General features: G+C 40.5%; 17 protein-coding genes. 7 read left to right on the top strand and 10 right to left on the bottom strand.

Going from position 1 to position 24,680, the window contains the following annotated elements; translation table 11 throughout:
* Positions 1-7 precede the first annotated feature (7 nt).
* Complete coding sequence (locus tag VJ786_RS13255; RefSeq protein WP_336557874.1) at positions 8-1,063, top strand: nucleoid-associated protein; 1,056 nt, start codon at positions 8-10, stop codon at positions 1,061-1,063.
* Positions 1,064-1,066: 3 nt separating this feature from the next.
* On the top strand, positions 1,067-2,137 hold the full coding sequence (locus VJ786_RS13250; protein ID WP_336557873.1) for a DUF3810 domain-containing protein: 1,071 nt from the start codon (positions 1,067-1,069) through the stop codon (positions 2,135-2,137).
* A gap of 178 nt (positions 2,138-2,315) precedes the next feature.
* Here the strand turns inward: VJ786_RS13250 and VJ786_RS13245 are convergent, their stop codons facing one another.
* Together VJ786_RS13245 and VJ786_RS13240 are read right to left on the bottom strand one after the other, a co-directional pair.
* Entirely contained in the window at positions 2,316-2,642 is a 327-nt protein-coding gene (locus VJ786_RS13245; RefSeq protein ID WP_099365666.1) for a HesB/IscA family protein, read from the bottom strand.
* A 136-nt stretch (positions 2,643-2,778) separates the two neighbouring features.
* Positions 2,779-3,948: a cysteine desulfurase family protein gene (locus VJ786_RS13240; RefSeq protein WP_336557872.1), complete on the bottom strand. Its 1,170-nt coding sequence runs from the start codon at positions 3,946-3,948 to the stop codon at positions 2,779-2,781.
* An 84-nt stretch (positions 3,949-4,032) separates the two neighbouring features.
* Between VJ786_RS13240 and VJ786_RS13235 the strand changes: the two genes are divergently transcribed.
* The gene (locus VJ786_RS13235; RefSeq protein WP_336557871.1) at positions 4,033-4,881 is read left to right on the top strand and encodes a mechanosensitive ion channel family protein; all 849 of its coding nucleotides are present in this window, start codon (positions 4,033-4,035) and stop codon (positions 4,879-4,881) included.
* 15 nt (positions 4,882-4,896) lie between these two features.
* Here VJ786_RS13235 and VJ786_RS13230 read toward each other — a convergent pair whose 3' ends face one another.
* Genes VJ786_RS13230 through VJ786_RS13215 form a run of 4 tightly spaced genes read right to left on the bottom strand, consistent with a single transcriptional unit; the run spans position 4,897 to position 8,896 of the window.
* Positions 4,897-5,043 (bottom strand): hypothetical protein, encoded by a 147-nt coding sequence (locus tag VJ786_RS13230; RefSeq protein WP_336557870.1) that lies wholly within the window; start codon positions 5,041-5,043, stop codon positions 4,897-4,899.
* A 17-nt stretch (positions 5,044-5,060) separates the two neighbouring features.
* Positions 5,061-5,786 carry an MIP/aquaporin family protein gene (locus tag VJ786_RS13225; protein ID WP_336557869.1) on the bottom strand — a complete coding sequence of 242 codons (726 nt, stop codon included), beginning with the start codon at positions 5,784-5,786 and terminating at the stop codon, positions 5,061-5,063.
* A 20-nt stretch (positions 5,787-5,806) separates the two neighbouring features.
* Positions 5,807-7,300 carry a glycerol kinase GlpK gene (glpK, locus tag VJ786_RS13220; RefSeq protein WP_336557868.1) on the bottom strand — a complete coding sequence of 498 codons (1,494 nt, stop codon included), beginning with the start codon at positions 7,298-7,300 and terminating at the stop codon, positions 5,807-5,809.
* Between the two features lie 24 nt (positions 7,301-7,324).
* Positions 7,325-8,896: a glycerol-3-phosphate dehydrogenase/oxidase gene (locus tag VJ786_RS13215; RefSeq protein ID WP_336557867.1), complete on the bottom strand. Its 1,572-nt coding sequence runs from the start codon at positions 8,894-8,896 to the stop codon at positions 7,325-7,327.
* 453 nt (positions 8,897-9,349) lie between these two features.
* On the opposite strand from VJ786_RS13215, the gene VJ786_RS13210 reads away from it, so the two are divergent.
* The 3 genes from VJ786_RS13210 (at position 9,350) to VJ786_RS13200 (ending at position 16,472) form a co-directional block, all read left to right on the top strand.
* On the top strand, positions 9,350-10,618 hold the full coding sequence (locus VJ786_RS13210; RefSeq protein ID WP_099365705.1) for a Gfo/Idh/MocA family oxidoreductase: 1,269 nt from the start codon (positions 9,350-9,352) through the stop codon (positions 10,616-10,618).
* Between the two features lie 15 nt (positions 10,619-10,633).
* Positions 10,634-14,032, top strand: coding sequence for a DUF1080 domain-containing protein (locus tag VJ786_RS13205; RefSeq protein WP_336557866.1), 3,399 nt, complete (start codon positions 10,634-10,636; stop codon positions 14,030-14,032).
* Positions 14,033-14,138: 106 nt separating this feature from the next.
* Complete coding sequence (locus VJ786_RS13200; protein ID WP_336557865.1) at positions 14,139-16,472, top strand: S9 family peptidase; 2,334 nt, start codon at positions 14,139-14,141, stop codon at positions 16,470-16,472.
* 231 nt (positions 16,473-16,703) lie between these two features.
* On the opposite strand, the gene smc is transcribed toward VJ786_RS13200, so the two are convergent.
* The 4 genes from smc to VJ786_RS13180 form a co-directional block, all read right to left on the bottom strand.
* Entirely contained in the window at positions 16,704-20,249 is a 3,546-nt protein-coding gene (gene smc / locus VJ786_RS13195) for a chromosome segregation protein SMC (RefSeq protein WP_336557864.1), read from the bottom strand.
* A gap of 45 nt (positions 20,250-20,294) precedes the next feature.
* Entirely contained in the window at positions 20,295-20,783 is a 489-nt protein-coding gene (locus VJ786_RS13190; RefSeq protein ID WP_336557863.1) for a DUF6882 domain-containing protein, read from the bottom strand.
* Between the two features lie 66 nt (positions 20,784-20,849).
* Positions 20,850-21,560, bottom strand: a complete 711-nt coding sequence (locus tag VJ786_RS13185) for a DUF4397 domain-containing protein (protein WP_134777824.1) — start codon at positions 21,558-21,560, stop codon at positions 20,850-20,852.
* Positions 21,561-21,648: 88 nt separating this feature from the next.
* Positions 21,649-22,218 carry a suppressor of fused domain protein gene (locus tag VJ786_RS13180; RefSeq protein ID WP_336557862.1) on the bottom strand — a complete coding sequence of 190 codons (570 nt, stop codon included), beginning with the start codon at positions 22,216-22,218 and terminating at the stop codon, positions 21,649-21,651.
* Between the two features lie 148 nt (positions 22,219-22,366).
* On the opposite strand from VJ786_RS13180, the gene htpG reads away from it, so the two are divergent.
* Positions 22,367-24,256 (top strand): molecular chaperone HtpG, encoded by a 1,890-nt coding sequence (gene htpG, locus VJ786_RS13175; RefSeq protein ID WP_336557861.1) that lies wholly within the window; start codon positions 22,367-22,369, stop codon positions 24,254-24,256.
* The last annotated feature ends 424 nt before the right edge of the window (positions 24,257-24,680 follow it).

The raw sequence follows: 24,680 nt of genomic DNA, 5'->3' as shown, positions 1-24,680 counted from the left end.
TAGTATTATGTTTTTTCACCAAGAAGCAAATTTTGAACATTTAATCATACATCATGTGGGTAATAAAGCCCAGGATGAATTTTATACCCTATCTGATAACGAGATTGACTTGAAATCTGATGAGGTGTTGACTGATCTTTTGATGCAATATTTCATGCGTCCCTTTGCCAAGGCGAATGAAGTCTATCGCTTTTACCATCCCAATGATGAATTGGAACTGAACGAACTCTATTATTTTTCGAAACAATGGTTCGATAAAAAGATTTCCTTTTTGGATTTTTCGCATGCCATTGCCAAGTTTTTGTTTGAAGTAACCGAGCATCCAAAGATCAAGTCGGGCGAATTATATGTCGTAGCCTTAGATAATGTGCAGATGGAAGGCGAGGAGCATCAGGCCATCGGTATCTTTAAGTCAGAGAATAAGGAGGCATATTTGAAAGTGTTTCCGCAGCAGGATGGCCTGAACGTAAGCTATGAGCAACAGGCTATCAATATCAATAAATTGGATAAAGGGGTAGTAATTATTAATACCGAGCAGGAAGAAGGCTATAAGGTGTTATGCCTTGACCAAACCAATGGCTCCGAAGCGGTTTATTGGAAGGATGATTTTCTGAAGATCAAAACCCGTAATGATAATTTCCAACAGACTGGCAATTTGATGAAGGTTTATAAAAACTTTGTCAATGAGAAAATTGATGAGGTTTTTGATATGGATAAAGCGGATAAGATTGATTTGTTGAATCGATCCATGAATTACTTCAAATCCAAGGAAACCTTTGATGAACAGGAATTTAATGAGGAGGTAATCTCCAATCCGGAGGCCATCAGTTTATTCAAGGATTATAAGCAATCTTTTGAGGATGAATTTGAAACGCCTTTTCAATCCAATTTTGATATTGCAGGAAATGCGGTAAAGAAAATGGCAAGTAGTTATAAGTCTGTATTAAAATTGGATAAGAACTTTCATATTTATGTGCATGGCAAAAGGGAATTGTTGGAAAAGGGATATGATGAGGATAAAGGCATGAATTATTATAAGTTATACTTCGAAAACGAAGATTAAAACATGTGGATTAGGGCCATTAAGAATAGATTGATTTGGTTAACTCTATTGGTATTGATGACCATTGGGTTTAATGTGTTAATGTCCTTTCCAGAATGGATTGAAGATAATTATAGTCGAACATTCTATCCGATTTTCAGTTACCTGCCAAAGTTTCTATTCTCTTGGATTCCTTTTAGTGTCGGCGATTTGTTTTATGCTGGGATTGTCGTTTTTCTATTAGTGTTATTGTGGAAAGGTATTGCCGGGTTATTCAAAAAGCAATTTTCGGAAAGTTTGAAGGCTTTTTTGACGCTTCTTGTTGGTTTGTTGGGGATATATGCATTTTTTAATATTTCATGGGGCTTGAATTATTACCGTATTCCAGTCAGTAAACAGATGGGAATTGCAGTGGATACGGTACGTTTGGAAGATCATCTGACTGTGCTGGAGGCTCATATTGAAACGGCTAATTTATTGAGAAGTGGATTGGATTGGAGGAATCAGGATAGATCGAAAATAAATAAGGACATAGAGGGGTTGATGCAGGAGGATGTGGTTTTTCCGATGCTTTCGCATAGTCAAGTGAAGATTAAGAACCCTTTGTTTAATAGTTTTGCTTCTTATATGGGCGTGTCGGGATATTTTAATCCTTTTACGCATGAGGCACATATTAATGGGGCGATGCCAATGGCTGGTTATCCATTTACGGTGAGCCATGAATTGGCACATCAGATGGGGATTGGATTTGAGGATGAATGTAATTTTATTGCTTTTGTGAAATTAAAGGATCATCAGAATTCTTTTTACAGCTATGCAGCGTATTATGAAAGTGTGAGGTATTTGCTGAATTCGCTTTATTTGGTGGATAAGGGTTTGTTTGAACAGTATAAGGAGAGGCTGTCGGAGAAGGTGCTGGCAGATTTAAAAGAAGAGCAGGAGTATTGGAAAAGGTATACTGGATGGATTTCCGATTTTTCTGGGTTGTTTTATGATCAATATTTAAAGCATAATAACCAAGCAGAGGGAATGGCGAGGTATGGGATGGTAAGTAGGTTGATTATTAATTATTCGGTGGGGGACTTGAATAGATAATAATGATTGAGAGGAGGTATTTCAGCGTCATTGCGAGGAGATACTACCGCGTCATTGCGAGGAACGAAGCAATCTTTCGATTAGTGAAAAGATTGCTTCGTCATACCTCCTCGCAATGACGCAGAGCTCGCAATGACGTAAAGCTCGCAATAACGCGAAGTTTTAAACATCATCCTTCTTATACCGAGAAACTTTCTCCGCAAGCGCAGGTTCTGGAGGCATTTGGATTATGAAATTCAAAACCCTTTCCATTCAAACCATCCGAATAATCCAATTCCGTTCCTGCTAAATACAAATACGATTTAATATCCAAACAAATCTTCACCCCATTATCCTCAAAAAACTGATCGCCTTTTTTCTCCTCATTATCAAAATGAAGCTTATAGGATAACCCAGAGCATCCTCCACTTTCTACCGCTACTCTCACAAAATAACTTGAATCATAATTCTCATCACTCATGATCTTTGCTACACGTTCTTTTGCTTTATCTGTTATGGTAACCATCTTTTCTTCTTTTTTATAAAATACAAAGTTAATCAATTTATTAGTTCCTCCGATTTGGCATTCATCTTAAAATTGTCATATTGACCGAATAACAATAACCGATGAACAGTATCAAACAAACAGTAAAGGACGAAACCTACAATAATCCTTCCTTATACATCTGCCAGATAGGCGAGGAATTCCGAATACTATCCACCGCTTTTTTCAATTGTAAAATCGCTTCATCAATCTCTTCCAATTCATTATACCTACTGAAGCTAAACCTTAAACTGCAATAAGCCTCCTCATCCGATAATCCCATCGCTTTCAACACATGAGATGGATCACGATCGCCCGAAACACAGGCTGAACCAGATGAAATACAGATTTCTGGTACTTTAGTCATCAATTCTGAACCTCTAACATAGGTAAAATGCACATTGGATGTATTCGGCAAACGATCCACTTCCTTACCATGAATATTAACCTCCGGAATTTCCTGCACGATCTTTTCTTCAAAATAATCCCGAAGATTCCCCAAAGAATGAGCCTCTTTGGCCAAAAAGAGAGCTCCCCCCAAACCTACGATCTGCGGAACGGCATATGTCCCCCCACGGAAACCATGTTCTTGATTTCCACCAACAATCAACGCTAGAATCTGTATCGGTTTGCTTTTTCTTCTGACAAATAAAGCTCCCGAACCTTTTGGTCCATGAAATTTATGGGCACTCAAACAGAGGATATCGATAGGAACCTCCGCCAAATTCAACGGCAATTTTCCGATCCATTGCGTAGCATCACAAAAAAACAACACATCTTTCTTAGCACAGATCTCCGCAATTTCTAAAATCGGATGAAGTACACCAGTTTCATTATTTCCAGCCATCAGACAGACCAGGATCGTATCTTCCCGGATACTATTTTCCAATTCTTTTAAATCAATTAACCCATTCCCATCAGATCCCAAAAACTGAATTTCGGCACCTGACTTTTCAACAGCTGAACACGCGCTTAATACAGCTTTATGTTCCGTTCTACAAGTAATGATATGCTTACCTTTCTTTTGGTAGGCCTGAAAAACCCCTTTGATTACGGTATTAATGGCTTCAGTAGATCCACTGCAAAAGAATATCTCCTTGGCTTGACAGGAAAGTACTTCCGCAACCTGGTTTCTTGCTCGTTCTACCGCATGATTGGCCTGCCGACCTAATTTATGCTGTATACTGGATGCATTTCCATAGGATTCGCGCAGATAGGGTAACATCGAATCTAAAACCCGATCATCCAACTTTGTGGTCGCATTATTGTCAAAATATAATAATCCCATCTGATAAAGTTATTTAAAATATCCCCATACATCGCAAAAACGCTTATAATTTTTAATTTTGCGATTCAGATTAAATCACACTATATGAAAGTTGTAAATATTGAAGCAAGTTTAGAACGTTTAATTGATAATACCATCCAAGCAATACCATCGGTTTTGATCGGATTAGGCATCTTATTCGTTGGAAAATACATCATTCGCTTTATCTTAAAATTAATCGATAGAAGGTTTGAAAGAAGAAATGTAGACATGTCCATCCGTACCTTCATCAAAAGCATCGTTAAGATTTGTTTATATGTATTTCTTTACCTTACAGCAGCAGGAGTGATGGGTATTCAAACCACTTCATTTGTGGCTGCACTAGGTGCTTTTGGTCTAGCAGTTGGTATGGCTCTGCAAGGAAGTCTTTCCAATTTCGCGGGTGGCGTATTAATTCTTTTATTTAGACCATTTGACGTAGGTGATTATATTTCAAGTGCTAATGGATCTTCCGGGACAGTGGAACGTATCGATTTATTGTATACTACATTAATTGACGATGATGGTATCCGGGTATTCAGTCCTAATGGTACTTTGGCCAACTCCGTTATCAAGAACTTTACAAAAATTGCGGCAAGGAGAATGCAGTTTTCCTTGGTGATATCCTATGATACCAATATCAAACAGGCACGGGAAATGATCCTGCAGACAATAGCTAAAGAATCTCGTGTATTGGACAAACCGAAGGCTGAAGTGTTGGTAGGCGACCTGAAAGAGTCTGGAATTACCTTGAATATCCGTTTATGGACAAAACGTGAAGATTATTGGGCAACCAAGAACGAATTAGGGGAAGAAATCAAGAATGTTTTAGAAAACCAAGCTGTGACATTCCCGATCAATACGGTGAAGATGTTAAAGGATGAATCGGGTGATAATCCAGTTGTAGAGGCTTAATCCTTTGAAAGAAGTCTAATCCATCGAGTTCACCAATACAAAATATCGGTAAGCTACAACGGCCTGTTGTAGCTTACTTAATTTTGAGGGATCCTTCTTGCTATAACTCGGCAAGATTTTTTGATTGATACGGTTCAATATTTTAAAGAATCCTTTCTTCATGTTGTATTTTTTTGCGGTTAGTGGGCCAAATAATTAAGTCCTACAGCTAATAAAGCCCCAATTATCGGACCAATTACCGGAACCCAAGCGTATCCTCCATCAAATCCCGCCTTGTTTCTGATCGGTAAGATCGCATGCATGATCCTTGGACCTAAATCCCGCGCCGGATTGATCGCATAACCTGTAGTTCCACCTAAGGAAAGCCCGATTGCCCAAACCAGGAAGGCTACTGGAATCGCCCCTATGGAACCCAATCCAATCACTTGATCATCCGAAAACTTGGCATCCTGAAAATGTAGGATCGTAAAAATCAATACAAAAGTGCCAACAATCTCTGAAATCAGGTTGATAGGTTGGTTGCGGATGGCCGGGGCGGTACAGAATACCGCTTGTTTTGCTCCCGCATCTTCAGTTTCATCAAAATGGTTCTTATACATCAACCATACCACCAAAGCTCCCAACATCGCCCCAATAAATTGTGCGGCGATATAGGATAGGGAAGTAGCAAGGTCCAATTTCCCCATCGCTAGGTTGGCGATCGTTACGGCACTGTTCAGATGGGCACCACTGTATGGTCCTGCGATATTGACGCCTACGAATACCGCCAATGCCCAAGCCGTCGAGATCACGATCCAGCCGCTATTATTTCCTTTGGTCTTATTCAATACCACGTTTGCCACTACACCTCCTCCAAGAAGGATCATGACACCTGTTCCTATTAATTCTGCTAAAAATGGACTCATATTAGGTTTATCTGTTTTGTTTAGGGATTATCTGACCAATATTTAACGGCATTTACCGCTCTATTCCAGGAAGCAATATATTCTTTTAATTTACTGGATTTCCTAGGGCTGATCCGTTTATCTTCTTTCCATAACTCTTCCAGTTCTTTCACATCTTTCCAGAAGCCCACTGCTAGACCAGCCAAAAAAGCTGCTCCCATAGCCGTAGTTTCTGTAATTTCAGGCCTCACCACGGTGCTGTTTAGGATATCTGCTTGAAATTGGATTAGGAAATTGTTCTGCGTAGCTCCGCCATCAACTCGTAACTCCTTAATTTTTGTTTTGGAATCTGCCTCCATGGCCTTCAGGATATCATAGGTTTGATAAGCGATACTTTCCAATGCTGCTCTCGCAATATGGGCGTCGGAAGTACCTCTGGAAATACCAAATAGTGTTCCTCGCGCATTTGCATCCCAGTGAGGTGCACCCAATCCGGCAAATGCAGGAACCAGATAAACCCCATCCGTATCATCCACGCTCGTAGCCAATGCTTCGATATCACTTGATTTTTTAATGATCTTTAATTCATCGCGAAGCCATTGTACCACAGCTCCTCCAATAAATACACTGCCCTCTAGTGCATAGACCACATCTTTTCCTATTTTCCATCCGATCGTGGTCACCAATTTATTCTCTGATTTCACGGGCTTATTGCCCACATTCATCAATAAGAAACAGCCGGTACCATATGTATTCTTCGCCATGCCTTTTTTCAGGCACATCTGTCCAAATAGGGCTGCTTGCTGATCACCCGCAATACCCGCAATCGGAATGGATTTACTTCCCAATTCGGTGGATGTTTCTCCATAGATCTCGGATGAGCTTTTTACTTCAGGGAGGATAGAAGCTGGGATATCAAAAAGGGCCAATAAGTCCTTATCCCATTCCAAAGTATTAATATTATAAAGCATAGTGCGGGATGCATTGGAAACATCCGTTACATGCACCTTTCCATCGGTTAGATTCCAGATCAACCAACTGTCTACCGTTCCGAAAGCCAGTTCATTACGTTCGGCTAGCTTACGTGCTCCTTTAACATGGTCCAAGATCCATTTGATCTTTGTTGCTGAGAAATAAGAGTCGATCAATAATCCTGTTTTCTCCTGAACCTTTTCTAATTGTCCTTTTGCGATCAACTCTGCACAATAGTCTGCTGTCCTACGATCCTGCCAAACAATGGCATTATAAATGGGAACTCCCGTTCGTTTATTCCATACAATAGTGGTTTCCCGTTGGTTCGTGATACCAATCCCTTTGATGGATTCCAGTTTGGTTTTCGATTTGGCCAATACCTCCGTTAATACAGCCAATTGACTCGACCATATTTCCTGCGGATCATGTTCTACCCAGCCTGATTTTGGATAAATCTGCTGAAATTCCTTCTGGGAAATATCAACGATCTCTCCCTTTTTGTTAAAGAGAATGGCACGAGAACTCGTTGTTCCTTGGTCTAAGGAAATGATGTATTCTTTCATTATCGTAATTTATAAAAGGTTATATTATAATAAGTAACGGGAAGCTAGTTCCTCGTATTCTTTAACTTCTTTTTCCACCCAGTCTTCTGGTTTATTCAATTCCACAGCCATGATTTCTGCCACCTTTCTTGCCGCTATGATGGAAGCTTTTGCATCCAATAGTAATAGCCGACATCTACGGGCTAAAAAGTCCTCCACTTTATGGATAAATTCATGTCTACAGGACCATACCACTTCCACCAACTGATAATCATAACCTGGTACAATTTCTTCCTTCCATGTTGGATTTTCCTGCGCCAATAATTGAATGGCCGCATAATCCTTTCCATACAAACTCCAATGTCCATGATAACGATCTTTCGTAGCTCCATGTATAGGCATCTGTTTCGTTTTACATGGCACCGGGATCAAACCGGCTACTGCTATAGCCATATCAACGGTCTCTTCAGCCATTTTGCGGTAAGTGGTCCATTTACCGCCAGTGATGGTCACCAAATTAGAATCACTTTTTATCAGTTTATGGTCTCTGGATATTTCTTTGGTGCTTTCACCATCCTTTCCAGTAGGCGCTGCCAAAGGTCGTAGGCCGGCATAAATACTTAAGATATCCGCACGTGTTGGGGCAGGGCTTAGGTAATTTTTAGCTGTTTCCAGAATAAACTCAATCTCTTGATCCATTGGCCTAGGCTCATTCTCATGTTCATCGATGGGAATATCTGTCGTGCCCAATAATACTTTTCCATGCCAAGGCACACCAAATAACACCCGACCATCCGATGTTTCGGGGATCATTAAGGCGTCCTTGCCGTCTAAGAATTTCTGATCGATCACAATATGTGATCCCTGGCTTGGTCTAACTAGGTTTTTATGCGTAGGGGTATCCAATTTCAGGATATCATCCACGAAGATTCCGGTAGCATTGATGATCACCTTTCCTTTTGCTACAAATTCCTCACCCGTTTCCTGGTCCTTACAGATTACAGCGGATAATTTACCCTGTTCATCTTTTCGGAAATTTTTTGCTTCCACATAGTTTAGAACAGTGCTTCCATGCTCCACAGCTGTTTGGGCTAGGTTCACCGCCAATCGGGCATCATCAAATTGCCCGTCGTAATATAAGATTCCACCATGCAGATCTTTCTGTGCTATATGCGGTAATTTTTCTATCACCTCTTTTTTGGAAAGGGAAATGGAGTTCCCAACCCTTAAACTCCCTGCCAACCAATCGTAAAGCTTGAGTCCGATCAAATATTTTAATTTGCTGAAGGTAGAATAAACAGGAATAACAAAGGATTGTACTGTCGAAACATGCGGCGCATTCTTGAAGATACGACCTCTTTCCTTTAAGGCACCGATAACCAGTTTAATGTCTCCATTCGCTAAATATCGTACCCCGCCATGGACCAATTTAGTACTCTTACTGGATGTCCCTTTGGCAAAATCATATTTCTCCAGCAGTAGAACCTTATATCCTCGGGTGGCTGCATCTACGGCAGTTCCAAGACCTGTGGCCCCACCTCCGATGATAATTATATCCCATTTTTCTGTTGTCCGAAGTCGGTTTAGTTGATCTTCTCTTGTTAGCACGGATTGCATTGATAAGTGTTTTAGCTAAAAATAGGGAATTTATTAGCTATTTGACAACTTTATTAAACTTATTTATTTTTTTTCTTTTTGTTTCGAAAGATAATTTAACCTTTTATTAGCTTTTTAAAGCTAATTGCTACTTCAGTTCTAAAATTTACCTATATTAAATTTTCTACTTATTAACTGAACAGGAATATGTCATACTTATATGAGTAATATTTTATTTACGCAAACGGTTGTGTTCTCTTTTTGAGGTAATTTACATCAATTATGGCGTAAAATAATATAGATTTGACCTGATTAAATAAGTGATTACTGAAAAGATTTTATAGAATTGTAAACTAAATCTACAATAAACGTTTTTATGAGCTAATATACTTGAAAGGCGGACTAAATTATGGAATCAGATCCTACCTTGCGTCCTTTCAAACCGTATATTTTTTCAATGGAACCATCAATATTATGAACGAAACAAAAAATTCTTCTAGAAGAGATTTCCTTAAGAAATCTCTAATCGGAGCTGCGGCATTCACTATTGTACCGCGCTTTGTATTGGGTAAGGGCCATCTGGCTCCAAGTGATCATTTGACAAAAGGTGTCATTGGGGTAGGTTCTATGGGACGCGGACATTTTGGCTATGCAGGAACAAAAACTGTTGCCATTTGTGATGTGGATACCAGGCACTTGGCATTAGCGCAAAAAGCGCTTGGTGGTGGTATTAAGGAACACCACGACTTCCGTGATCTGATCAATAATCCAGAAGTTGATATTGTACATATCGCAACTCCTCCACACTGGCACGGATTAATGGCCATGGAAGCTGCGCGTTCAGGAAAGGATATCTGGTGTGAAAAACCAATGACCAGAACCATTGGTGAAGGTAAAAAAGTGAAAGAAGCTGTAAAACAGCATGGAAATATTTTCCGTTTGAATACTTGGTTCCGTTTTGATGCCAATTTCTATGGCATGAATGTACCTGTTAAAAAGATCAAAAAATTAGTGGATACTGGTATGTTGGGTTGGCCTTTGAAAGTGACGATCAGTAAACACACCGGTTTTGACTGGAAATTTTATTGGGTAGGAAAGGAGAACCTTCCGGTTCAACAAGTTCCTAAAGAATTGGATTACGATATGTGGTTAGGTCCAGCGCCATACAAACCATACAGTGCACACCGCGTTCATACGACTTTCCGTGGGTATTGGGATTATGATGGTGGCGGTCTTGGTGATATGGGACAGCATTATTTAGATCCTGTTCAATATTTCCTAGGAAAAGACAACGAAAGCCCGATCAAAGTAGAGGTGGATGCTCCACAACAACATTCGGATGCTGTCGGAACATGGCGAAAAATCACCTATACCTATGCTGATGGATGCCAGATCATCTTAGATGGTGCTGGTACAGAAGAAGGTAAAGCGTATATTGAAGGACCTCAAGGTAAACTATACCGCGGATTCCAATCCGATATCGCTGATATGGAGCGTAAATTAGCCCAATACCCAGATCCTGCTCCGCAGATGACGGATTTTGTGGAGGCCGTACGCACGCGTCAGAAGTTCGCACTGAACGAAGAAAACGGTTATTATTCATGTACTTTGGTGAATTTAGGCCTAGCGGCATTGCGCTTGAACAGAACCTTGCACTTTGATTCTGCAAAACAAGAGTTTGTAAACGATGAAGCTGCAAACCGCTTAATTAATCAACCTATGAGAGGACCTTGGTCATTCTAAAACCTAAAAGAAATCATGAAAAAAGTATTTAACACGATAACCGCTTTATTATTTATACAGGTTGCGGCTTATGCCCAGCAACCTGCAAACCGTACCTCGGCAACCAAAATTGCAGATGTATTGGCGCAACAGCCCGCCGAAGAAATTGGTAAGTTTAGCCAGGCCATGAAGGAGCTGGAAGGATTTACAGCTGATGATGTAACCAACTTATTGATGGGCTTGAAACCACAAGGTGGAAACAATGCACCTGTGGAATATGCAACCAATTCCTACGCTTTTTATGTGATGCAACCAGGCTTTGATAGCCAACGTGCAAATTATGTGCAAGGTCTGCTTGCTGCATTGGATAAATTGAAAGATGCCAATAACAAAGGTTATGTATTGGAATTACTGAAAAACTGTGCGAAGAATGAGGCTATCGAAAAAGTAGTGCCCTATCTTTCAGATGAATACCTAGCAGAAAAAGCTGCTCGAGTATTGAATGGCATCCGTACCGCTGAATCTGCAGCAGCATTGAACAATGCTTTGGCCAATGCACCTTCCGAAAAGATTGCCACTGCTATTGTAACGGCTTTAGGTGACCTGGAATCCAAAGAAGCAGAAGCCAAGATCATTGAATTATTAGGGAAATATCCTTCTGATAATTTCCAATTCGCTGGATTGACTGCGTTGAGCCATATTGCTGGAACAAATTCAGCGGCCATTTTCCTTCAAAAAGCAAAAGAGAAGAATTATGCATTTGATCGTTCAAATGCTGCAGCATTAGCTATCCAATATGCAGACAAATTGGTAGCAAAAGATGAAAATGCTGCTGCAACGAAGTTCGCAAATACCCTTTACCAAGAGGCTGCAGCGGCTAAATCGGCAACGATTCAAGCTGGAGCTTTGGGTATTCTGACAGAAATTTCTCCTAATAAACAAAAGAAGAACCTCATCAAATTAGCGGCTTCTGATGATAAGTTGTTGAGAAATGTGGCTTTAGGCCTATTAGCTGATGAAGCATCGGCTGGTGATCTGAAAAAATTAGCAGCTTCTCTTAGAGGATTAGATGCCGATAACCAGGAAGCCGTTCTGAATTTTTTAGCTTCCAAAGATGCAGCTTCTACCATCTCGACCATCGAGAAAAATTATAACAGCCTTAAAGATGAGGAAGCTAAAATTGCCGCATTAAATGCATTGGCTGTACTTTCCAAAGGAACCAATACCGCATTTTTGATTTCCAAGTTATCGGCTGCATCGGATGCAGAGACTAAAGCTATCAAAACATTGATTCTTTCAGCTAAAGATGCAGGCACCATCGATGTGGTAAACCAAGCTTTGCCTACAGCTGATACGAAAACACAATTAGCGCTTTTGGATGTCCTTGCGCAAAGAAGCAATGCCAATGCGGCGACTGCTGTACTTGGCTTGACAAAATCCAATGATGCTAATGTGCGATTAGCGGCTTATAAAGCTCTTCCGAATGTGGTGAACCCAGATAATTTTGAAGCATTGATCAATCTATTGGATTCAGAAAATGCAGAAGAAGTAAAGGCGGCTCAACGTGCTGCTATTATCGCTTTAAACGCAAGTGCGGATAAGGATGCAAAAATCCAGAAATTAGCTGCTAATATTTCTCGTTCTGCCGCTCCTTCAGCAGGTAAATATTTCCCAATATTTGCTGGTGTGGGTGGTGCAGAAGCGCTTAAGGCAGTACAGAATTACAACAATAGCAATGGACCACTAAAAGCGGAATCCATTCAGGCCTTGGCCAACTGGTCAAATCCAGAATCTTTGGAAGCTTTGATCAAGTTGTCGAGAACCGAAAAAGATGCGAAATTGTTCAACAGCATTTTTACGGGCTTGATCAAACAGATCAATGCCAGTAAGATCACGCCAGAACAGAAAACCTTGTTCCTAAAAGATGCCTTTGAAATTGCACAAACTACTGCCCAGAAAAAATCGGCATTGAGCAACCTGCAATCCACTGGAACTTACCAAGCCATGATGTTTGCTGCTCCTTATATGGACGACAAGGATCTAGGAGAGACGGCATCCAATGTAGCTATGAACGTGGCTATGGATAATAAATCGTTCGTAGGTAAGGAAGTACGCGGTATTTTGGAGAAGGCTGCTGGTAAATTGACCGGAAGTGAAAGCTCCTACCTGAAGGAAGCCGTAGTACGCCATTTGGCGGAAATGCCTCAAGGAGAAGGATTTGTTTCTATGTTCAATGGTAAAGACCTAACAGGTTGGAAAGGACTTGTTGGAAACCCAATCTCCAGAGCTAAATTATCCAAGGCAGAATTAGCAACCAAACAAGCAGAAGCGGATAAGAAGATGCGCGAAAGCTGGTCGGCTATCGATGGAGACCTTGTTTTCTCTGGACATGGCGATAATATTGCTTCTGTTAAGCAATATGGCGATTTTGAAATGTTGGTGGATTGGAAATTGGATCCAAATGGAAAAGAACCAGATGCTGGAGTTTATTTAAGAGGAACGCCTCAAGTTCAGATCTGGGATATTTCGCGTACCAATGTTGGAGCGCAAGTGGGTTCTGGTGGTCTATATAACAACAATAAAGGCGGTAAAGACCCTTTAATTGTTGCTGATAATGCATTGGGTGAATGGAATAATTTCAAAATCCGTATGGTTGGTGAAAATGTTTCCGTTTGGTTGAATGGTCAATTGGTAGTGGACAATGTTCCTTTGGAAAACTATTGGGACAGAAATCAATCGATTTTCCCAACCGAACAGATCGAACTTCAGGCACATGGTTCTCGCGTATGGTACCGCGATATCTACATCAAAGAATTAGCGCGTAAAGAAGTCTATACCTTGAACGATCAAGAAAAGAACGAAGGTTTCGAAATGTTGTTCGATGGAACAAATCTAGATAAATGGACCGCTACTCCGGCTTACGAAATTACACCGGAAGGTTATATCCGTTCAAACCCTACTGCAAAATTCGGTAAGAATCTATATACCAAAGAGCAATATGGTGACTTCGTTTATCGTTTCGAATTCAAATTGACGCCTGGAGCCAATAATGGTGTGGGTATTCGTACGCCTTTAGATGGTGATGCTGCCTATGCAGGAATGGAAATCCAGATCTTGGACGATGGGGCAGAGGTGTATAAAAACCTTCAGCCTTACCAATACCATGGATCGGTTTATGGTATCATCGCTGCAAAACGAGGATCCCTAAATCCAGTTGGTGAATGGAATACTGAAGAAATCCGTGTTCAAGGAAATAAAATCAAAGTGACGGTGAATGGAAAAGTTATTGTGGATGGTGATTTGTCTGCTGCCAGCAAAAATGGTACGGCTGATAAGAAAAATCATCCTGGATTGTCCAATAAAGCTGGTCATATCGGTTTCTTGGGCCATGGTACCGAAGTGTTCCTTCGTAATATTCGTGTGAAAAAATTGTAGTTACCCATTTGTAACTTTAATATAAAGGGTTGTTCAAATTGATTGAACAACCCTTTGTTTTTCTGAATTATCTCGTATAATTGCCTTACAACCCAAGATTCATCGTATGCGTAAGATTAACCTTTATTTATCCCTGTTTTTTATTGCTCCCATTTCCCAAGTTTATGCGCAATTGGCGCCTCTAACGGTCGAGAAGATCATGCGTGATCCGAAATGGATGGGTACTGCACCCAGTAATTATCGTTGGTCTGCTGATAGTAGATACCTATATTTCGATTGGAATCCCAATAATAAAAACGAATCGGAAGTATTCCGTTGGGATGTGAAAAAACAGCAATATGAACCCAGTACAGACAGTATTGCAGAACGCGATATCGCTCCAAATTATGTTTTAAGCCAAGATGCCAGCTTAAAGGCCTATGAAAAGAATGGCGACTTATATCTTGTAAAACCCAAATCGAAAAGCGAGATTCAATTGACCGAAACCTTGGAAAGAGAATCTTTATTGGGGTTTCTTGCCAATAATGATCTCGTATTTGTAAGAAATGAGAACCTCTATGCCTTAAACCTGTCCACTATGCAGCTCAAGCAATTGAGCAATTTTGTAAAAGGCCAAGCGCCAGGAAAGGGAAGCGGATTAAGCGAGCAGGATAACTGGTTAAAGAAGGATCAAGAGGAGCTATTTGATGTATTCAAGGATAAGCCTAAAGAAAATAATAGAAAGCCTACAAAGACCTTAAAACCTCAATATATTGGCGATGGAATTTTAGCTGGTTGGAGTGTCAATCCGAATGGGAAACAGATCAATTATCGATTGGTCTATCCGGCAAAAGGAAATCGAAATACAATTGTTCCTGATTTCATCACCCGCTCGGGTTATGTAGAGGATCTGAATATGAGGACTAAAGTGGGTAATGCCTTGACCCAATATCGATCTTTCCTCTACCAATTGGATCGGGATACCGTGTTGGAGATTAAATCAGCAGGTATTTCCGGCATCAAGGATCTTCCAGCTTATCTTTCGGATTATCCAGAACGCTTGGCAAAACTACAGGAATCAAACAAAGATAGGGCTGTGAATTGGGGGGTCACTTCTTGGTCGCTTGATGGAAAATATGGAGTTATAACCGCCAAATCGCAGGATAATAAGGATTTCTGGATCTTACAGGTGGATCCATCAAATGGGAAGTTAACGGTATTGGATAGGCAACATGATGATGCGTGGATTTCTGGTCCAGGAATAGGGCGGGATGTCCGCTGGATAAATGGTCATACTTTTTATTTCCAGAGTGAAGCGAGTGGGTATTCCCATTTGTATACTTATGATCTATTGAACAATGAAAAGAAACAGTTGACTTCTGGGAATTGGGAAGTTCAATCGGTGCAATTATCAAAGGATAAGAAGTCTTTTTATCTTTCTGGTAATAAGGAACATCCTGGGATAACACATTTTTATACCTTGAACGTTGTTGGAGGGGAATTGACGCAGATAACCCAAATGAAAGGAGGGAATGAAGTAACATTATCTCCAGATGAGAAATGGTTAGCGATCAATTATTCCAGCATGAACAAGCCTTGGGAATTGTATATGCAGCCCAACAACCCAAAGGTTGCCGCCAAGCAAGTGACCAAGTCGACAAGTGCTGAATTTGATAGTTATGCCTGGAGGGAGCCGGATATGGTTAAATTCAAAAATAGACATGGAGATGATGTTTATGCGAGGGTATACCCAACTAAAAACCCTCATCCGAATAAGCCAGCTGTTGTTTTTGTGCATGGTGCGGGATATCTTCAGAATGTACATTTTTGGTGGAGCCAATATTTCCGCGAATACATGTTCAATAATATGTTAGCGGATCATGGTTACACGGTAATAGATATTGACTATACTGCAAGTTCTGGCTATGGCAGAAATCATCGTACGGGAATTTATCGACATATGGGAGGTAAGGATTTAACGGATCAAGTGGATGGAGTGAATTATTTGGTCGAAAATTATGGGGTAAATCCGGCTAATGTGGGTATTTATGGCGGTTCATATGGTGGATTTATTACACTGATGGCTTTGTTTACGGAGGCTGATAAGTTCAAATCTGGCGCAGCTCTTCGATCTGTGACCGATTGGGCGCATTATAACCATGGGTATACGGCAAATATTTTGAATACGCCGGTGGAGGATCCTATTGCATTCAAACGGAGCTCTCCGATTTATTTTGCGGAGGGGTTAAAGGGGAATTTATTGATGTTGCACGGGATGGTGGATGTGAATGTGCAGTTCCAGGATATTGTGAGATTGAACCAGAGGTTGATTGAGTTGGGCAAGGATAATTGGGATTTGGCGGTTTATCCCGTGGAAGACCATGGTTTTGTGACGGCAAGTAGCTGGACGGATGAGTATAAGAGGATCTTTAAGTTGTTCGAAAGAACATTGAAGGATTGATGGTTTTTTTAGTGGGGAGGTTAGTTTTTTTTCATGGTGAGCGAAGTCTTTGTCATCCTGAGCGTAGTCTTTGTCATCCTGAGCGAAGTCGAAGGATCTGTACGGTTGTATCCGAACAGATGGTTCGACTACGCTCACCATGACATGCTTGAAGATTGCTTCGTCGTGCCTCCTCGCAATGACGAGAATTCCGCAATGACGGGGATTCCGCAATGACGGTAAATAACGAAGTTAAGCTACGTCCCTTAGATCCACAGCAACAACTCTTGAAACCCCTTGCTCCACCATCGTCACTCCATAAATAATATCCGTACTTGCAATAGTCCGTTTATTATGCGATACCACAATAAATTGCGATTGGTTCGAAAACTCCCTGATAATGTTATTGAACTTATCAATATTTGTATCATCCAATGGTGCATCCACCTCATCAAAAATACAGAAAGGGGCAGGTTTCAATAGGTACAAAGAAAACAACAAGGCTGTCGAAGTCAATGTTTTCTCCCCACCAGACAATTGGTTGATCGACAATGGTCGTTTACCCTTAGGCCTAGCGATAATATCAATATCCGATTCCAATGGATTATTCGGATCGCTCAATACAATATCACAGGAATCCTCTTCATTAAATAAAGACCGGAACACCTGAATAAAATTCTCACGAACCGTATTAAAAGCATACATGAACTTATCATTTGCCGTCTGATCGATTTCCATGATCGTGCTCATTAAGGAAGCTTTCGCTTCCAACAAATCAGTTTTTTCCTTCTGAATAAAATCATGCCTTTGGCTCATTTCATCATAAGCCTCTTTGGCCATTGGATTGATCACACCATAATCATCCAACTGCTTCTTCAATTTCTGACAGCTGTTTTCCAATTCCGGCCATCTCGGTCTATTTTCAGGGATTTCTCCCTCTAAAAGATCCTGGAGATTAATATTGAATTCTACCGACAACCTTTCTTTCAATGAATTCAGATCAATCTGTAAACTCGTCTTCTTATCTTTCAATTCCGAAATCAGGGTATCACAGATTTCCTTTGATTTCCGTAAAGAACTGATTTCCTCTTCCACATCGTTGATCGTCTTCCGGGAGGCATAAAAATCTTCTTCCACTTCCTGCAATCCCCTTTCCAAGGATTCTTTCTGCTCATACATGGTCAAAAGATCGGAATCATCATGGTCTACAAACTTCAGTGCTTCTTTCATTTCCACCTTCACCTGCTCATATTCCAAACTGTTTTTCTCGATCCGCTTTTCAAAATCCTGCTGCTGCGCATCGCGGTATTCCAAATCCTTGTTCAAGGTGGAAACCTTGCTCTGTTGTTGATGGAATTTGATATTGATCTGATTGAATACCGTGGATTTATCGGTTAAGATCTCTGAAATATCCCTAAAAGATTCCTGAAGACGCATTAATTCCTCCTGATCATTCTCCGATTGGATTTTAAGGCGCATCAATTCCGGTTCCGCCTTTTCCAGATCGATCGAAAGCTGTTGGATTTTGGTCTCAATATCCAATTTCCGGTTCTGACTGTTGTTAATGAAGGTCAGGTATTGTTCCTGTTTGGTTTTAACCGAGATCAATTCATTGTTCAAGCGATTCAATTGCATGCGTTGTTCATCAATGAATTCCTTTTGCGAACTTCCTTTAAAGGAGATCAGTTTACCGTTTAATTCCTTTTCCGTTTTTTGTAATCCCTCTATCCGTTGGTTCAGGGTCTTGATCTCCTTGGCAAGATTTTCCAAGTTCTTTGCCCGACCAATCCTTTTCCCTTCGAACAATCCTACCGAACCACCACTTAGGCCTAATCTGGTTTTGCTGTATTTTCCTTCTCGTTGTAGGATAATACGTTGATCCTGTGGTAAACTGCTTTCCAGGTTGATCTCCGTTTCGGATTTCAGCAAGAAAACATGTTGCAGCAATAAACTGCAAAGTGGTCTATATTTTTCCTCCACCGATATGATTTCCATGGCAGAAATCAACCGATCATCGGACGGATAGGTAGGTTGATCATTCGCCAATTCGTTTATAGCATCTAAAACGAAGAAATTGGCTCTTCCACGAGAGGCTTCCGACAATAAACGGATGGCTTGCACCGCATCTTCCTTAGATTCTACCACATAATGGTTCATGATAGGTTCCAAATAATTTTCAATGGCTACCCGATAATCCTCCTTACAGAATAGAATATCTGAAAATAGGGGATGTTTCTGTTTCCAACCCGCATGTTTTCTTAAGAAACGGATGGATTCCGGGAATCCTTCCAAGTTATCCACCAACGATTTGGTCAGGTTATATTCATTCTGCTTGGAATCGGCAATCCTTATCTCTTTATGTAGGTCATCCGTACAGGACTTGATTTGCTCTTCTGTCTCTTTGATTTTTCCTTGTAGTTCCTGTTCGGTTTGCATGGACACATCAAATTGCTCCTGTTGAAGGCTCACCCGTTCTTCGAGTTCTGCAACCACCATATTGAACTGGTTAAGTTCCTGCTCCTTGGATTGGGTATCGGTACTGGTCCTTAAGGATTCCTGCTCCAACGCATCTCGTTGTATACCAAGAACGGCAATATCCTTTTCCAGTTTATAGATCTGGTTCTGCAATTGGGTACTCGATAGATTAAAAGCATCCAATTTTCCTTTAGCAGCTTGTTGCTGCCCTCTTAAGGCATCCACTTCCTGTTTGTTCGATTCCAATTCCAAACTCATGCTCTCCAGTTTTCCCTGCTCCTCAAACAGCTCTTCGTTCAAGCGTTTGATGTTATAGAGCACATGGTTCAACTGTTGCTTATCGTTGTTCAGATCATTGTTCAACCGAGCATCCTTTTCCTGTAGATGCTGCATCTGCGCATTCTTGATCTTTTTTTCCGATTCGTAGGAACGGATTTTATTTACGTATTCATTGGTGATCTTCTGTTGGGTAGCCAGGTTCTTCTCTTTGGAAAGGATATCCTTTTTTAAGACCTGCAAACTACTTTCCTGCTGCGTGATCTTGGTTTGGAGTTTGAGCAGTTCATCCTGTTGATTGCCCTCTTGTTCCGTGATCCGCTCCAGGTCCTGATGAAAACCTTCCAGCTTATAATAGGCCAATCCGATGCTCGCCTCCTTATATTCTTCTTTTAAACTGAAGTATTTGGCTGCTTTTTTGGCCTGGTTCTCTAAGCTTTTTAAGTTCTTATGAATTTCGTACACCAAATCCTCCACGCGGGAAAGATCGGCTTCCGTTTCTTTCAGTTTGGATAAGGTCTGTTTTTTCCGAACCTTATATTTTGAAATTCCTGAAGCCTCTTCGAAAAGATTTCTTCTTGAATTTTCCTTATTGGCAATGATTTCATCGATCATCTTCAACTCGATGATCGAGTAGGTGTCTGCCCCGATACCGGTATCCAAAAACAGATCGGTAATATCTTTTAGCCTACATTTTACATCGTTCAACCGGTATTCACTTTCCCCTGTACGGAAAAGCTTTCGTGTAATGGTTACCGTGGTAAATTCGGTAGGCAATATATTTTTGGTATTATCAAAGGTCAAGGATACTTCTGCAAGATTTGCCGGTTTACGGTTCTTTGTACCATTAAAAATGATATTCTCCATTTTCTCCGAGCGTAGGGTCTTGGTACTCTGCTCGCCCAAAACCCAACGGATGGCATCCACGACATTGGATTTGCCACAACCATTTGGGCCGACAATAGCGGTAACCCCTTCATTGAAATTGATGGATACTTTATCTCCGAAGCTTTTGAATCCCTTGATCTCTAACTTTGTTAACTGCATGCGCGCTTCATTTCTTAAAAACAAATGTTTGCGAAAATAAGGAATTTATTGAATTTTTTGGAGTAGGATAAACTTATCAACGTCTACAAAAGGTAATTTGAAAATACCATTTGCACCACGGAGGTAGGCAGATACTGCCCCAACGGCCCAAGCATGCTTTTCGGTGGCTTGCCATTTCCTTGAGGTCAAAGCCTCGAAACCATAAAATTCACCATAATTAAAGATCACCTCCAGGTCTTCTTGAATAAGATGATCACCCTCCCAAGCCCAAGTCCAGGTATTTTCGCTACGGTTCCAAGTCCCAATCAGAAGATATTGGAAGGAAAGGGAAGGACTTCCATCTGCATGGAAAAACTGTATGCTGTTTTGGGATTCATCCAGCGCATAATCGCTATAATCTTCCAATCCAAAATTCAATAGCAATTCTTCCTGTTTATCGGTAACAAACTCATGGGCTTTTCCGTGCAGGACCTGAAAGGCATCATTGAAAGCTATGTTTTGAGCAGCTTGGTTTTCACCTGAAATGTTTTCCATGGTATAAAAATAAGAAAAGCCCATATAAAATGGGCTAATCTAATTATGGATGTATTGTAAAGCTGCCTATTCTTGGTCGCTCAAGCTGATTTCAAGTGGAAATTTCTCATTTCCTTTGATACCGTTGATGCGGATATTATGGTAAGAACCAGATTTTAGGTTCACATTTTCTTTTTGTGCCAAAAGGTTTCCGGCTTCATCAGTGGCTTTGATCGTAAATGTTCCAGAATTTACAGGGCGAAATACCTCCGTAGTTTCGATCGTCGCTGCACTTTCCTGAACTTTATTCATGAAAGCTGGAATCTCTTGATCACCAATCGTGATGTTGATCTTTTCTGCTCCTGTTGCCAAATGGAATACACGAACACCTGATTTTGTTCCCAAATCCTTTACAGCGATGTTTTTCGCACGGACGAATTTAGGTTTCTCCACCTGTCCGTAAACAAAACAACTGTAAGAAAGGGTGTCAATGAAGGTCAAATTGGTGTCAATCATCACTTCGTTGGCATTGCTGCCTTCTTTTGTAAGTTTGGAACGGTCAATAACTTTGATGTTCTTATTGCCTGGGATAGCTAAAAATCCTTCGTTGGATTTATATTTTCCAGATTGTATTTGAATTTGGTTGTTGTTTACCAAGTAAAGTACGCCACTTTCAGTAGGGTAAAGGTTGGTTAAGGTGACTACCGATGTAGAAGGTATATCTGAATCGTCTTTCAAACAACTTGTTAAACTGAATACTCCTGCTACAAAAACGAATAAAATGCTAAATTTTTTCATGTTCAATTATCTCTTTTCTTTAAAATTCAGAACGTTCTATCCTAAATACGTTAACGCCTTCAAAATTGCTACACAGGAAAAGAAAAAATTAAAAAGATTTTCGGAGAGGATTGGTTTTATGAGGTTCTATCAAGGCCAAAAATTGCGGTAATCCCAGTTTTGCAATGCTTAAAACTTCCTCCTCATAGATAGGCAAAAGCTGCATAATATGAACACCAGTGGACTTTTTACCATCAAAGACGGGCTTTGGTAGTCCATCAAGATCTGGCGTGACCAGCACGAATGAATTTAATTTGGATTCTTGGCTAATTTTTTGTCCAAACCGGATGATTTCCCCTGGGTTGAAGGGGCAATCGCCACGCAATTGATTCGCTAGATAACCTACAACATGTGCCCAAGCCATATCTTCGCTATCCATCTGCAGCATCAACTCCACCTTTTCTTTCTGATCGGGAGTAACCGCAAAAGAAGCGCCATAAGAAAATGTGCACAGGGGTTCCGAAGTATCTTGGTTGAATACCAGGGTATAAACAAAAGGTAAGCCTTTTTTGACTGATTTTTCCCGAAACACGGCCGATTTCTTGCCCATAACGCTTTCCATACTATCGCGATAATGTTCCAATGGAGATTTTAAAAAACCAGGTTTGCTGAAGGCCATAAGATGTTTTTGCAAAGATTATTCCGCTAAAGTAGCCTTTTTATGTAAAAATTGCAGTTGATGCTGTCAAATTGACTTAAAATTAACAATGGAATACTCCTTGATAATATACTGGACAAACTATAGAAAAATATTATAAATTAAGGATATGCAAGAAGAGAAAGGTACAATTTCCATTCATACCGAGAATATCTTCCCGGTTATTAAAAAGTTCTTATACTCAGACAATGAGATTTTCTTACGCGAATTGGTTTCCAATGCCGTAGATGCCTCTCAAAAAATCAAAAGATTAGCTTCTTTAGGTCAATATGCAGGTGAAGTTGGCGATTTAACCGTCGATGTTAAATTGGACGAAAACGCAAAAACCATTACTATCTCTGATCATGGTATCGGAATGACGGCCGAAGAAATCAAAAAATACATCAATCAGATCGCTTTTTCCGGTGCTACGGAATTCATGGAGAAATTCAAAGAAGCCAATGATGCCAATGAAATTATCGGCCGTTTTGGGTTGGGATTTTATTCGGCGTTCATGGTGGCGGATCTGGTTGAAATTGATACCTTATCTTATCAGGAAGGTGCAGAACCTGCACATTGGACCTGTGATGGTTCTACCTCTTATGAGATCTCCAAAGGTGCGCGTACCACGCGCGGAACCGATGTGATCCTTCATATCAATGAAGAATCCGCAGAATTCTTGAATAAGGCTAGAATCCAAGAGATCTTAAACAAATACGCGAAATTCCTTCCGGTTCCGATTCGCTTTGGTACCAAAACGAGCAGCGAAGAAGATGGAGTAGATGCCGATGGTAAACCGGTGTATAAAAGTGTGGAAGTTGATAATATCATCAACAATACCAACCCTGCCTGGACAAAATCGCCATCCGAATTGACCGATAAGGATTATTTGGATTTTTATCATGAACTGTATCCACATTCGATGGACGAACCCTTGTTCTGGATCCATTTGAATGTAGACTATCCGTTCAACCTGACAGGTATCCTGTATTTCCCGAAAGTAAAGAACGAGATGGAGATTCAACGCAACAAAATCAAGTTGTATTCCCGTCAGGTATTTATTACGGATGAAGTGAAAGATATCGTTCCTGAATTCTTAATGTTGTTGCAAGGGGTTATTGATTCACCGGATATTCCATTGAACGTTTCCCGTTCCTTCCTTCAGGCGGATAGCAATGTGAAAAAGATCAACAATTACATCACGAAGAAGGTAGCCGATAAGCTTCAGGAAATCTTCAAAGCAGACCGTAAAGGGTTTGAAGAGAAATGGGGAGATATTGGTCTGTTCATCAAATACGGTATGTTGACCGATGAGAAATTTGCTGAAAAAGCGAATGATTTCTGTCTGTTGAAAGACGTGGATAATCAATATTTTACTATCAAAGAATATTACGAGAAGGTCAAAGATATCCAGGTGGATAAAGATGGCAATATTGTATACCTCTATGCAACCGATAAATCACAACAGGACAGCTTTATTGCGGGTGCAAAAGCTAAAGGTTATGATGTGTTGGAATTAGATGGTCCTTTGGATACCCACTTCACGGGTTATTTGGAGCAAAAAGGAGGGGAGAAGGTACAATTGAAACGAATCGACTCGGATGTGATCGAGAAATTGATTCCAAAAGATGAGCAGATCAGTCTGAACCTTTCCGAAGAGGAGAGCAAGAAGGCTTCGGCGATCTTTGAAAAGGCGATTTCAAGAGCAGACATGAAGGTGGAGATCGATGCCTTGCCTGAAGGGGATTTCCCAGTTTCGGTGACCATGGATGAGTTTATGCGCAGAATGAAGGATATGGCGAAAACAGGTGGTGGCATGGGCTTTTATGGAAGTATTCCGGATAATTATAAGGTTACGGTTAATGGAAACCATCCATTAGTGAAACGGATCTTAGAATCTTCGGAAGAAGAAGGATCGCAGTTGGCAAAACAGGCTTTTGACTTGGCGTTATTATCCAGAGGATTGCTGACAGGTCCTGAATTGACAGCATTTGTTAAACGTAGTGTGGATTTGATTTAATTCAACTATAAAATATGACAACCAGAAAACCCCAATCTCCATTGGGGTTTTCTGTTTTTAGGTAAACCAATAAAATTAGGATTATTCAATCAGTTTTAACACCTTTAAATTAAGCTTCTTATCTTAGCATTAATTATCCATTTTCTCGGCATGGTGTCCCAGTTGTGCCTTCAAAATATGTTTGTTTTTGGGTCATAATCGTACTTTAAGTAGGTTTAAAGTATGGTTAAAGTAGGGGGTTAGTATATAAACCATACATTTTACATACTTTAAGGTTACTTTCAGTATGGTTTAACTACGAAGGATACTCAACAAAAAGAAGGTGTCTAAAAAGGCACCTTCTTCTGTTTTATAGCTTTCTGGAGCTCCATTATAATTTCATGAGCAATATTAGGCTGCAAGTCGATGTTTTGTACTTTTCAGC

The sequence above is a fragment of the Sphingobacterium tenebrionis genome (assembly GCF_037126265.1).
Classification (GTDB): Bacteria; Bacteroidota; Bacteroidia; order Sphingobacteriales; family Sphingobacteriaceae; genus Sphingobacterium; species Sphingobacterium tenebrionis.
The sequence above is the reverse complement of the archived record's forward strand: the minus strand, read 5'-3'. Positions and strand labels throughout refer to the sequence as shown.